Here is a 12,626-nt window from a genome sequence, read left to right on the forward strand (position 1 = left end):
GGGCGGTAATTCCACTCGCGTTTCAGCACAACACTGGACCTGACCATGGCCTCGTCCTATCACTGGTTTTCAAGACGATGTGACAGGGCGGGGCCATGAGCGATACCACAGCAATCGCAGATCTGACAGAAGATGAAGCACGGGAAGAATTGGCCCGGCTCGCCAACGAACTGCTGCGGGCAAACCAGCTTTATCACACTGAAGATGCTCCAGAAATTTCGGATGCCGACTATGATGCTCTCAAGCGTCGCAATGCCGAGATCGAGGCGCGATTCCCCGAACTGAAACGCTCCGACAGCCCTACTGAACAAGTGGGCGCACGCGTTTCAGATGGATTTGCAAAAGTGACCCACGCCGTGCGTATGATGTCACTGGGCAATGCGTTTGATGACACGGATGTTGCCGATTTTGACCGCTCGATCCGCAAATATCTGGGACTGGGAGATGAGGCACCGCTCGCCTATACAGCTGAGCCCAAAATCGACGGCCTGTCATTATCCCTGCGGTATGAGCAGGGTGAACTGATGCAGGCTGCAACACGTGGTGATGGTGAGACCGGTGAAAACGTTACCGCAAATGCGCGTACGCTTTCCGATATTCCACACCGAATTGAGGGTGCACCAGACGTTCTCGAGGTCCGCGGCGAGGTATACATGTCTCACCATGATTTCGAGGCTTTGAACGCACGTCAGGTCGAAACAGGTGGAAAGACCTTTGCAAATCCGCGCAACGCTGCGGCTGGTTCGCTCCGTCAACTGGATTCCGAAATAACACGATCTCGCCCGCTGAAATTCTTTGCCTACGCCTGGGGTGAACTGTCTGCACCGCTAGCTGAGACTCAGATGGGCGCAATTGATCGCCTCAAAACCTTGGGGTTCCAGGTAAATGCGCTGACAAGGCGTTGCTCAACGACTAATGAGATGTTGGAACATTACCGTCAGATTGAAGCTCAGCGCGCGACCTTGGGCTATGACATTGATGGGGTCGTATACAAGGTCGATGATCTGAGTCTGCAGGCCCGGCTGGGTTTCCGATCTACCACGCCCCGCTGGGCGATTGCGCACAAGTTTCCTGCCGAACTGGCTTGGACGCAGCTTGAGGCCATCGACATTCAGGTGGGTCGTACGGGCGCGCTTAGCCCGGTAGCGCGGCTGCATCCGGTAACCGTTGGCGGGGTAGTTGTTTCGAACGCGACCCTACACAATGAAGATTATATTGCAGGGCGGGACGCCAAAGGCGGAGTCATTCGTGAGGGCAAGGATATTCGCGTTGGAGATTGGGTTCAGGTCTATCGGGCCGGGGATGTGATCCCGAAAATCTCGGATGTTGATCTGTCGAAACGACCCGATGATGCGCGGCCCTTCGCTTTCCCGACGAAATGCCCGGAATGTGGCAGCGATGCGATCCGGGAAGAGGGGGATGCGGTCCGCCGCTGCACAGGGGGGCTGATATGTCCAGCGCAGGCGGTTGAAAAACTCAAACATTTCGTATCGCGCAAGGCGTTCGATATCGAAGGGCTTGGCGCAAAACAAATCGAGATGTTTTATGGCGATCCTCTTCTGCCAATAAATACACCCGCTGATATATTTACATTGAAAGATCGCGACACCGAAAACCTGGCTCGGTTGAAAAACCGCGACGGCTGGGGCGAGACATCGGCCAGCAACCTGTTCGCAGCGATCGATGATAAGCGGACCATACCGTTCGCCCGTCTGTTGTTCGCTCTGGGGATTCGTCATGTGGGCGAAGTTGGTGCGCGAGATTTGGCGTTGTTTTATCGGGAATGGGATGTAATGGCGGCCTCCATTGATACGGCCCGGCCTGCCGCGCTTGCGCAGCGTGCAGCCGATGAAGCGGAAGACGCCGAGAGAATCGCGGCTACTGCAGAAGCGAGACGCGCGAAAGTTAAAGAAGTTCGGGATGCGGCTTTCGCGCGAATGGATGTTTCGACAGATGCCGCCAGCGCCTGGGCTGATCTGATTGGTATCGACGGAATCGGCGCCACGCTCGGGTTGTCACTATCTGATGCGTTTGCCAATTCGGAGGAACGCCAAGCATTTGATGATCTGCGTAAACATCTGACGGTTGTTCCACCAGAGGCTCCTGCGTCGGACAGTCCGGTCGCAGGAAAAACCGTCGTGTTTACGGGAACGCTTGAAAAGATGACACGCGCCGAGGCCAAGGCCCGCGCCGAAGCGCTGGGGGCCAAGGTATCCGGCTCAGTCAGCCAGAAAACTGATTTGCTCGTGGCGGGCCCGGGCGCAGGGTCCAAGGCGAAAAAAGCGGCTGATCTGGGCATCGAAACCTTGGATGAAGATAGCTGGCTTCAACTGATTGGCGATCTATGAGCGGTAGGCCTGAACAGCTCTTTCCGCTGTTTGCGGGTCTTGAAACACTAGATGGTGTGGGGCCGAAGACCGCGCAGCTTTTGGGCCAATTGGGGATCGATTCACCGCGCGATGTATTGTTTTCGCTACCCTATGCGGTGATTGACCGGCGGCGACGCGATACGATTCAGGGCGCCGACCTTCCAACGACTCTGACTGTTGAGGTGACGATCGGCACGCATCGACCACCGCGGAACAAAGGGGGCGCATATCGCATTCATGTTGAAGACAGTCAGGCGGATTTCCAACTGGTGTTTTTTCATGCCCGAGGGGACTATCTGAAGAAGCTGTTGCCGGAGGGCGCACGCCGGGTGGTATCGGGAAAGCTTGAGCTGTTCGATGGCATGGCTCAGATGGTACACCCCGATCATATGGTCGCGCCTGAAAACGCAGGCGAATTGCCCGAGTTTGAGCCGGTTTATCATCTGACGCAGGGTGTGACGCAAAAAACTGCCTATAAAGCTGCTCAAAGTGCGTTGGCGCGAGTACCTGCACTGGCCGAATGGGCCGACCCTGCTCAGGTGGCACAACAGAATTGGCCAGATTGGACAACTGCTATTCACGCGGCGCATCACCCACAAGGGGCGGACGACGTAGCACCTTTTGCGCCTGCGCGGGAACGTCTGGCTTACGATGAACTGCTCGCACATCAACTGACGCTGGCCCTGGCACGACAGCGTGAGCGTAAAGCGCGGGGGATCGTCAGTCTCGGCACCGGTGCTTTGCAATCCAAGGTGCTGGCAAGCCTTCCATATCGACCAACCGGAGCGCAGACACGCGCGATCGAGGAAATCTCGGCAGATATGACCGCTGAGACGCGGATGAACCGGTTGCTTCAGGGCGATGTGGGGGCAGGAAAGACTCTGGTAGCATTTGTTTCGCTGCTTATAGCCGTCGAAGCTGGCGGGCAGGGGGTGATGATGGCCCCTACCGAAATCCTTGCCCGGCAGCATCTTGAAGGGCTGCGACCATTGGCAGAAGAAGCCGGAGTTGTGCTGGAAATCCTGACCGGGCGCGACAAGGGGGCTGAGCGTCGAGCGAAGCTGGCTGCGCTGAAGCAGGGAGATATTCAGATATTGGTCGGTACCCACGCGGTGTTTCAGGACGATGTTGAATTCAAAGCCCTAAGGCTGGCCATCGTTGATGAGCAGCACCGTTTTGGCGTCCGCCAACGCATGGAGCTGTCCGAAAAGGGCCAACGCGCTGATGTGCTGGTGATGACCGCTACGCCCATCCCGCGCAGTTTGGCGCTTGCGCAGTACGGCGATATGGACGTTTCGGTGCTGGATGAAAAGCCGCCGGGTCGTAAACCGATCAAGACCGCAGTCGTCAGCACGCAACGCATGGATGAAGTTGTGGCCCATCTGCGCGGTGCGATTGATGCAGGCAAACAATGCTATTGGGTGTGCCCATTAGTCGATGAATCCGAGGTCTCGGACCTGACTGCGGCTGAGGAGCGTTTCAAACGGTTGCGCGCGATCTTGGGGGACGATGTGGTGGGTCTGGTACACGGCCAAATGCCGCCCGCCGATAAAGACGCGGCAATGGCGGCGTTTCAGAGTGGTAAGACCAAAGTCCTTGTCGCTACTACGGTGATCGAGGTTGGGGTGAACGTGCCGAACGCCACGATCATGGTGATTGAGCGGGCAGAGATTTTTGGTCTGGCGCAGTTGCATCAGCTTAGGGGCCGAGTTGGACGTGGTGAAGATGCCTCAACCTGTTTGTTGATTTATCAGCCACCGCTTAGCGAGGGTGGTCGCAAACGGCTGGAGGTACTCCGAGAAACTGAAGACGGCTTCCGCATTGCCGAGACCGATCTGCAGATGCGCGGTGCGGGTGACTTGATCGGAACCGCACAATCTGGCCTGCCAAAGTTCCGGATAGCTGATCTTGAAAGGCAAGCTGGGCTGATGGCGGTGGCGCAATCAGATGCGCGCGCTTTGCTGTCCGCAGACCCCAAATTGACCTCGGATCGGGGGCAGGCTGCGCGTGTTCTTCTGTGGCTTATGAAGCAGGATCAGGCGATCCGTTTGATATCAGTGGGTTAGACCGAAAATCCCACTAAGTTCACAAATGTTCTCAAAAAGTTCTTTACCGACTCGTTAAAATATGAGAACAAAAGGTCAACAAAGGATTAAACCTGACCGGAGGTGAGACCATGCTGAGCCAGATCAAAACTGCCTTTACCCGTTCACAATCCACGATTTTGCAGGATGCAGCGGGCGCGGTTTCACTGGTTGTGATGCTGGTGGTTGCCCTTCACCTGCCAACCGGGTTCTGAGCCTTTCTGCCTGCGATCTCGTGCCGATCACACCGCGCTTGTCTCCCCGTCATAGTCAAGGGTGACCTGCCTGTCCCATTTCCCTTGAAGGGGCCTGCCTCGGCCCCGTGCGGTGATCCGGACCCTACATGAGAAACGCATGACTTGCCGCCGCCCTTTCCGCCCGGAAGGTGCGGCGGTTCTTTTTACAGCTGTCCGGTTTTGATGATTTCGATCGTAGCGGATAGAACTGAATTTACGGCGACGGATGCAAGGATCATCCCCATCACGCGGCTGATGATCGCCGCGCCGGAATGCCCGATCAACCGGATGATCGGCTCGGCCAGCAGCATCAGCACAAACGCTATGGCAATAACGACCAACATAACCAGTGCAGTGATGCTCTGATCGGCGACGCTGTATCGGTTGTTGTCCGTTAGAACCACTATCGCCAGCATCGCGCCTGGTGACGCAAGCGAAGGGACGGCCAAAGGGAAAATGGCCGGATTGGTCTTGTGCATTTTGTCGTCCAGGTCTTCTTCGGCCTGGCGCTGCTCGATCACCTGTTTGCTTTCGCCAAAGATCATGGTCAGAGCGAAGAGAAACAGAATAATTCCGCCTGCAACCTGAAACGAGTTAAGGCCGATATCCAAAGCCTCGATCACAAGTTGCCCAAAGATCAGAAAGAACAGCAGAATGCCTGCGCTGACCAACGCGGCCAGTAAAGCAGTTTTACGACGCGCACCCGTCGCGATCCCAGCAGTGACAGCGATAAAGACGGGGATGGTGCCGATCGGGTCGATCACGACCCAGAGCGTCACAAAATGTTCCAGCAAATTGTTCACGTTAGCCCCCCCAATCATTGGGGGCACCCTATACGGCTTTGTATGGAAAAGCCAATCAGGCGCAGTTGGCTTGTTCGGCCTGCTCCATCGCCTCGGCGGTCGCGTCAAGCGCCAGCAGGATTGACGCGTGGCGGTTCTTGTAGTCCCGCGCGGGTATCAGAACTTCGAGCCCGTCAAAGGGCGCCTCGGGGGCAGGGCCGTCTTTCTTCAGCATTGCGGAAAGCTGATCACGTGCGGTTTCGACCTGCGACCGCGTCGCCCCGATCACGGCGCTGCCTACGACCGAAGCCGAGGCCTGACCCAACGCACAGGCCTTGACGTCTTGCCCAAAGTCCACGATCCGCCCATCTTCGAGCTTGACGTCTACAGTCACGGTCGATCCACACAAAGGGGCTCGTTTCTTTACCGTCGCATCGGGATTATCCAAGCGATCCAGATGGGGAATATCCGCAGCTAGCGCCAAGATGCGTCCGGAATAGAGCTTGATCAGATCGGTTTCGCCGCTCATGGCTTTCCCTCGTTGTCCATTCCCCATACATAATGGCGGGATTCTGGGATGCAAAAGGTTTTTGCGATGGCTGACGCAGTCTTGTTCGATCCGTCGACACTAAAATTCAACGAGGCGGGTTTGATCCCCGCGATCGCACAGGACGAAGCGACGGGTGAGGTTCTGATGATGGCCTGGATGAATGCCCAATCCATCGAGCACACGTTGGAAACCGGACGGGTTACGTATTGGTCGCGGTCACGACAGGCGTTCTGGATCAAGGGCGAAAGCTCAGGCCACTTGCAGGCCCTGGTGGATTTTCGCGTCGATTGCGACAGGGATTGCCTGCTGGTTGTGGTGAACCAAACGGGGCCAGCCTGTCACACCAACCGGCGAAGTTGTTTCTACACGGCCGTCCGCGATGGGACCGAAGTCGAACTCATGAAGCCAATGGAATAGAGGGGCCTCTGATGGTGGTCAGGTCAAATGCCCACCATCTCTCTGATTTCAGCGGGAGATGCTCCTTGTTCGCGATAAAGCGAGATGGCGCGTGCGTCGTCACGTTTTGCGAGGCGTTTGCCGTTGTTGTCCCGGATCAGACGGTGATGATGATAAACAGGTGTCGGCAACCCAAGCAGCCCTTGTAAAAGGACATGTATCTGCGTGGCATCGAACAAATCCTCGCCCCGGACCACATGGGAGATGTTCTGGTCCGCGTCATCAACCACAACGGACAGGTGATACGAACTGCCCATATTGCGCCGAACGAGAATGATATCGCCAACCGCGTTCATGAGGTTGTGCGCATCAAGCTCATGCGTTCCCAAATACTTCGCACCAGTTTCACAAAATCCACGAAGTTCGGATGCCTTGATTGCCTTGTGCATGTTCAGGCGCAGAACATCACCAGCTGAAGCATTCGACAAAGGGCGGTCGCGGCACGTGCCTGGATAGATGCGCCCGTCAGGTCCGAACTGGGGTACACCTTCCTGCGGAGCACCGGCCGCAGATTCGATATCGGCACGATTGCAGCTGCAAGGGTAGACCAGGCCCGTGTTTTTGAGAATCTCCAATGCCTCTCTGTATCGCGGCAGCCTGTCCGACTGGCGCATCACCGGGTGCGGCCAGTGCAGTCCAAGCCAGTGCAGGTCGTCGTAGATCTGGGTTTCCCAACGAGACCTGGATCGCGATTGATCAATATCTTCGATCCGCAAAAGAAATGATCCACCCGCAGCCCGTGCCTGATCAAACGCAAGAAGCGCGGAATAGGCATGCCCTAGATGCAGCGGACCTGTTGGAGATGGTGCGAAACGCGTTGTGAATGTCACGTTTTTTCAACAACATAAACGTCAGATTTCATGTCCATACCCGGTAGGTGCGGACCGTATTCGCGGAATAACAGCCTTGCGTGACCCATGTCCAGCCAGTCGTTCAGCCGCCCGGTGTAAGTGCGGTCAGCCAAAGTGTGATCGTTGAAGGAAAACGCCAGATATCCGCCACGTGGCAGCGCGTTCATAAGTAGATCAAAGGTTTCAGGCGGCGCGGCACCAACACCGATGACGCCAATGCATGTTATGGCTGAGTAAGCCTCGGCCTCAATGGGGTTGGGATCAGTAACTTCGAAGTTTATCAAGTTGCGATAAACCCCCTTGGCAGCGGCACCTTCCAGCATCTTTGGTGTTGGATCCATCCCATCGATGACACGAAAACCCGCCTTGCGAAGTGCTAAACCCGACAACCCGGTACCGCATCCGTAGTCCAGCACCGGCACATCAGCATCTGAGACAAAGGATTTCAATGCTGCCGCAACACGGTCCGGGGTGACATATCCGTGCTCACCGACTTCATCATCGTATGAGGCCGCCCATTTTTGGTAGTGATCGTGCGTTTCCTGGGCAGAATTCAGATTGTATGTGTCTTTCAGAAACTTATCGCTCATACCTTACATGTTAGGCGCAGGCTGGGGGCGACGTCCAGTCAACACTGCTTTACCCAATCGCTCCAGACTTCTTTTGCGCGATCGGTATAGGCCTTGTAGCGGTCCTTACGGCCTCGGCGCCCCCCCTTCAGGCCGTCGACCGGGCGAAACAGACCGAAATTCACGTTCATCGGCTGGAAGGTCTTGGCTTCGGCGCCGCCCGTGATGTGGTGGATCAATGCGCCCATCGCACTGTCTTGCGGTACGTCGGGAAGGGATCGGCCTAGTATTTCGGCAGCGGCCAAACGGCCTGCCAAAAGGCCCATCGCTGCGCTTTCCACATACCCTTCCACCCCCGTAATTTGCCCCGCAAAACGAATATTTGGCCTAGACTTGAGCCGCATCTGCGCGTCCAGCAAAGTCGGAGAGTTGATGAAAGTGTTGCGGTGAATGCCACCCAATCGCGCAAAGCTGGCATTTTCCAAACCCGGTATCATACGAAATACCTCGGTCTGCGCTCCGTATTTCATCTTGGTTTGAAAGCCGACGATATTGAACAACGTGCCCAAGGCATTGTCGCGCCGCAATTGGACGACGGCATAAGGTTTTACGTCCGGTTGATGCGGATTTGTCAGGCCAACAGGTTTCATCGGGCCATGGCGTAAAGTTTCACGACCGCGCTCGGCCATAACCTCGATCGGCAGACAGCCGTCGAAATAACCAGCGGTCTCTCCCTCGTGGAATTCGGTCTTATCTGCAGCCAGCAGCGCATCAATGAAGGCTTCGTGCTGGTCACGATCCATCGGACAGTTGAGGTAGGCGGTGCGCTCTTCCTCAGTCTCGCCCTTATCGTAGCGTGACTGCATCCAGGCTTTGCTCATATCAATGCTGTCTGCATAGACGATGGGGGCGATCGCGTCGAAAAAGGCCAGCGCCTCGGCACCAGTCTCTGCGCGAATGGCTTCCCCCAATGCGGGCGAGGTCAACGGCCCGGTTGCAAAGATCCACTTTCCGTCTTGGGGTAGACTGGTTACTTCTTCCGCTGAGACCGAGACCCGTGGATGGGCCTTCAGCTTGGCAGTTACGGCTTCGGCAAAAGGATCACGGTCAACCGCAAGCGCGCCACCCGCAGGCAGGCGATGGCTATCTGCGGTCGTCATGATCAACCCGTTTGCCGCGCGCATTTCCCAATGCAGCAAGCCGACTGCATTCTGTTCATCATCATCCGATCGGAATGAGTTCGAACACACCATCTCGGCCAGATTGCCGGTCTGGTGTGCAAACGTGCCCACATTAGGACGCATTTCGTGGATCACAACATCCACGCCCATTTCCGCTGCCTGCCAGGCGGCCTCGGACCCGGCCATGCCGCCGCCCACGATATGCAATGTCTCTGTCATGGGCTGCCAAATAGGGCAGAGCAGCGCCATGCGCAATGCGCAGTAATCGCTTTAGTTCTGAGGGGGATTCTTGGGGTCGCCGCTGCGGGAATGTCAACGCCGGTGAGAGAAACCAGCTTGGAGGGACCTTCCGCCCACGGCGACCCAAAAGTATGGTCAGGCCTTGGCCTTGACCCAGCTTTGCCACAGTGTCGCCCTTTTGAAAAGTGAAAAAATGCGAACAGTCGGCAAAAATGTATTAAATAATTGCGTTACTGGTGCCAATCAGGCGGGCGCTTTTCGATAAAGGCACTAATTCCTTCCTCAGTATTCCGGTCCATCATATTCTGTGCCATTACCTCGGCGGTATAATCGTATGCCTGATCAGTCCGCATTGTAATCTGTTGATAAAAAGCGGTTTTACCGATTTTCACCGCACTGCTGAGCTTGCCTGCCAACTTCTCGGCCAACGCATTGGTTTCATCTTCCAACAAGTTCTCGGGAACCGCTCGATTGATCAGACCCAGCTCAGCCGCGCGTTCGGCGGTGATAAAATCACCGGTCGTGAGCATTTCAAACGCCTGTTTCCGCGGTATATTCCGGCTGAGAGCCACCATCGGAGTGGAGCAGAACAAGCCGATATTGACACCATTTACGCCGAACCGTGTACCCTCGGCCGCGATTGCCAGGTCACAGGTTGCTACAAGCTGACACCCTGCGGCAGTGGCGATCCCGTGCGCTTGGGCGATCACGGGTTGGGGCAGGGACTGAATGGACATCATCATCTTGGCACATCGGTCGAACAGATCCTGAAAATAGGAAAGCCCACCATCGGGTGCCTGCCGCCCCTGGGTCATCTGTTTCAGATCGTGCCCCGCGCAAAAGGCTTTCCCCGCACCGGAAAGAACAACAACACGAATCGACTTGTCTTCGCGCAGCGCATTGAACTCTGCCTGCAGGGCCGCCAGCATTTCATCGCTGAGGGCGTTCAACCGCTCAGGCGCGTTCATTCGAAGCCGTGCAATTGCACCTGTGTCGTGACGTTCCAGAATTGCCATCTTGCCCTCCCGCTGGCGTTCAGGCCAACTCTAGGCGGGCAGAGCGACGAGGGGAAGCATGTCATTAGCACTGAACAAGCAAGAATTGACGGAATACCTGGCGCAGGTGTTTCCACAGGTTCATAGCGACTTTGTGGTCGAGGATCTGACAGAAGCCAACATCACCATGCGCCTGAGGGTCGAAGACCGTCACCTGCGCCCCGGAGGCACAGTATCTGGTCCGTCCATGTTCGGGCTGGCCGATGTCAGTGTATATGCAATGGTTTTGGCACGGAAAGGTCGGCAATCTCTGGCTGTCACCACCAACAGTTCTCTGGATTTCTTGCGCAAGCCCGAAGGCGGGGCGGACCTGATTGCTGAGTGTAGGTTGTTGAAATTAGGTCGAACACTGGCTGTCGGGGATGTGCTGATTTACTCGGAAGGCTCTGACAAACCCGTCGCGCGGGCCAGCATGACCTATTCGCTTCCTCCAGAAGGCTCAGCCGCTGCTGCCTTTGGGTAAAAAAGGCCGGGGATAAACCCCGGCCAGGAAGAGGTCCCTTAGATGGGACTGGGGATAGTCTATTTCATCCAGAAATAGCGGCTGACTTCTGCATCTGCCCGATGGCGGGTCAGCCCGACATCGCGGAGCAGCCTGTCATCCAGCTTACCTAAGTTTACCCGGCTGCGGCGGCGTTGTTCCCATTGTGTGACCGACGCCGCAAACCGCACGGCCAGCGCGGCGATCAGCGGCAGCCGGGGGCTGTCGTTCAGCAGCAAGAGGGCGGGGTTGTGCATTGCGCGTGTCATCTAGGGTATCCTTTCAAATTGTATTGACACAAAGTAAAAATGTTCGGTACACTACTTTGATACATTCAGCATTGTGTCGAAATCAAAGGAAGAATTGTAATGGATACAATTTGGCCAGAGGCGCTACCGAAATCCAAAGGTCCAAAATATACTCTGGTCGCTGACACGATCCGAAAAGCGATAGAAAACAAAACGCTGGAGGTTGGAAAGAAACTGCCTCCGGTGCGTGAGTTAGCGTATCGATTAAAGATTACACCAGGCACTGTCGCGCGCGCCTATACGATCCTGACCGATGAAGGTTTGCTACAAGCCGAGGTCGGGCGTGGTACATTTGTAGCCCCGCCGAGATCGCCCATTCTGGATGATGTCTGGTCGCGGCAGCTACATCTGAGGGACGACAAATATGAATCCAATGTCAGCCTGTTCAGCCCACGCTTGCCGGATGTGGGGCAGGTGACATTAATCCGCGAATGCCTTGAAAAGGTTGCAAAAGGCGATCCGCGGATGTTTATGAACTATCCGACCCGAGATGCCTACCTACCCGTGCGCCAGGTTGTGGCCGACTGGTTGTCAGATCTTCCTCTGGGCTCAATTAATGCAGATGACATTGTACTGACACATGGTGGGCAAAGTGGCATTTGCGTTGTGTTCCAGACCGTTCTGAAAGATCCAAAACCCATCGTGTTGGTTGAGGACTTGTCTTATGCCGGGTTCAGACGGGCAGGTGAGTTGATGCGCGCCGAGGTTGTCGGGGTAAAAATGGACAAATGGGGCATAAGCCCCGATGCGCTGGACCACATCCTCAGGCAAACGAAGGCGCAGGCGATCTGCGTCTCACCCGAAGTGCAGAACCCAACGGGCGGGCATTCACCTTTGGAGCGGCGCAAAGAAGTTGTCGAGATTGCGCGAAAGCATGAATTACAGATCATCGAAGACGATTGCTATCGCATGGGCGAGGCCCGCGCGCCCAGCTATCGTGCTTTGGCACCCGAACGGGGCTGGCATGTTTCGTCAATTTCGAAAACTCTAACACCAGCATTACGGGTAGGTTTCGCCATCGCACCGAAAGAGCAGAGCGTCGATCTGCGGCGTTCTGCAGAATACGGGTATTTCGGGCTCGCCCAGCCTTTGGCTGAGTTGACGCGGTTGCTGTTGGGACATCCAGAGGCGAGGCAACTTGCAAAAAACGTCCGTACCAAGATGGGCGAATATGTACGTGTGGCGGTAAACGCCCTGGGTGGCTTCGATCTAAACTGGGATTCGGAGATTCCCTTCGTCTGGCTTCATTTGCCTTCCGGTTGGCGGTCTGCTGCGTTCAGCCGGGCGGCCGAGCGGGAAGGTATTCAGCTGCGATCGGCCGATGAATTCGCGCTGCGGGATGGTCGCGCGCCAAATGCCGTTCGTATAGCGGTGAATGGGCATGTCTCGCTCGAGAAGTTCGAAGATGCCATGCTGCGTCTGCGCGCGCTGCTCGATAACCCACCCGAACAAATAAGCGTTTAG

12 protein-coding genes and 1 pseudogene are annotated in these 12,626 nt (G+C 56.1%); 6 read left to right on the top strand and 7 right to left on the bottom strand.

Annotation, left to right across the window (positions count from 1 at the left end):
• Positions 1-95 precede the first annotated feature (95 nt).
• The 3 genes from ligA (at position 96) to ACR0I1_RS02235 (ending at position 4,668) form a co-directional block, all read left to right on the top strand.
• Positions 96-2,348, top strand: coding sequence for an NAD-dependent DNA ligase LigA (ligA, locus tag ACR0I1_RS02225; protein ID WP_480704769.1), 2,253 nt, complete (start codon positions 96-98; stop codon positions 2,346-2,348).
• On the top strand, positions 2,345-4,435 hold the full coding sequence (gene recG, locus ACR0I1_RS02230; protein WP_480704771.1) for an ATP-dependent DNA helicase RecG: 2,091 nt from the start codon (positions 2,345-2,347) through the stop codon (positions 4,433-4,435). The genes ligA and recG overlap by 4 nt, the downstream gene beginning before the upstream one ends.
• A 110-nt stretch (positions 4,436-4,545) precedes the next feature.
• Complete coding sequence (locus ACR0I1_RS02235) at positions 4,546-4,668, top strand: hypothetical protein (RefSeq protein WP_255612104.1); 123 nt, start codon at positions 4,546-4,548, stop codon at positions 4,666-4,668.
• Between the two features lie 185 nt (positions 4,669-4,853).
• On the opposite strand, the gene ACR0I1_RS02240 is transcribed toward ACR0I1_RS02235, so the two are convergent.
• Both ACR0I1_RS02240 and ACR0I1_RS02245 read right to left on the bottom strand, forming a co-directional pair.
• Positions 4,854-5,492 (bottom strand): MarC family protein, encoded by a 639-nt coding sequence (locus tag ACR0I1_RS02240; protein WP_170393121.1) that lies wholly within the window; start codon positions 5,490-5,492, stop codon positions 4,854-4,856.
• Between the two features lie 55 nt (positions 5,493-5,547).
• Positions 5,548-6,000 (bottom strand): iron-sulfur cluster assembly scaffold protein, encoded by a 453-nt coding sequence (locus ACR0I1_RS02245; protein ID WP_480704773.1) that lies wholly within the window; start codon positions 5,998-6,000, stop codon positions 5,548-5,550.
• Between the two features lie 48 nt (positions 6,001-6,048).
• Here ACR0I1_RS02245 and hisI point away from each other — a divergent pair, with 48 nt between their 5' ends.
• Positions 6,049-6,438, top strand: coding sequence for a phosphoribosyl-AMP cyclohydrolase (gene hisI, locus ACR0I1_RS02250; RefSeq protein ID WP_170421534.1), 390 nt, complete (start codon positions 6,049-6,051; stop codon positions 6,436-6,438).
• Between the two features lie 23 nt (positions 6,439-6,461).
• On the opposite strand, the gene gluQRS is transcribed toward hisI, so the two are convergent.
• The 4 genes and pseudogenes from gluQRS to ACR0I1_RS02270 all read right to left on the bottom strand — a co-directional run.
• Positions 6,462-7,307, bottom strand: a complete 846-nt coding sequence (gluQRS, locus tag ACR0I1_RS02255; protein ID WP_480704775.1) for a tRNA glutamyl-Q(34) synthetase GluQRS — start codon at positions 7,305-7,307, stop codon at positions 6,462-6,464.
• Positions 7,304-7,918: a class I SAM-dependent methyltransferase gene (locus ACR0I1_RS02260; protein ID WP_170595665.1), complete on the bottom strand. Its 615-nt coding sequence runs from the start codon at positions 7,916-7,918 to the stop codon at positions 7,304-7,306. The genes gluQRS and ACR0I1_RS02260 overlap by 4 nt, the downstream gene beginning before the upstream one ends.
• Before the next feature lie 38 nt (positions 7,919-7,956).
• A complete protein-coding gene (gene trmFO / locus ACR0I1_RS02265) occupies positions 7,957-9,297 on the bottom strand; it encodes a methylenetetrahydrofolate--tRNA-(uracil(54)-C(5))-methyltransferase (FADH(2)-oxidizing) TrmFO (RefSeq protein ID WP_170405674.1) in 1,341 nt (446 codons plus the stop codon).
• A 251-nt stretch (positions 9,298-9,548) separates the two neighbouring features.
• Positions 9,549-10,343: pseudogene (locus tag ACR0I1_RS02270) on the bottom strand (enoyl-CoA hydratase); the annotation flags it as partial.
• A 49-nt stretch (positions 10,344-10,392) separates the two neighbouring features.
• Between ACR0I1_RS02270 and ACR0I1_RS02275 the strand changes: the two are divergent.
• A complete protein-coding gene (locus ACR0I1_RS02275; RefSeq protein ID WP_480704777.1) occupies positions 10,393-10,836 on the top strand; it encodes a PaaI family thioesterase in 444 nt (147 codons plus the stop codon).
• Between the two features lie 59 nt (positions 10,837-10,895).
• On the opposite strand, the gene ACR0I1_RS02280 is transcribed toward ACR0I1_RS02275, so the two are convergent.
• Positions 10,896-11,123 (bottom strand): YjiS-like domain-containing protein, encoded by a 228-nt coding sequence (locus ACR0I1_RS02280; RefSeq protein ID WP_170393113.1) that lies wholly within the window; start codon positions 11,121-11,123, stop codon positions 10,896-10,898.
• A gap of 99 nt (positions 11,124-11,222) precedes the next feature.
• On the opposite strand from ACR0I1_RS02280, the gene ACR0I1_RS02285 reads away from it, so the two are divergent.
• Positions 11,223-12,626: an aminotransferase-like domain-containing protein gene (locus ACR0I1_RS02285; RefSeq protein ID WP_170421552.1), complete on the top strand. Its 1,404-nt coding sequence runs from the start codon at positions 11,223-11,225 to the stop codon at positions 12,624-12,626.

Source organism: Ruegeria sp. B11 (assembly GCF_056539785.1).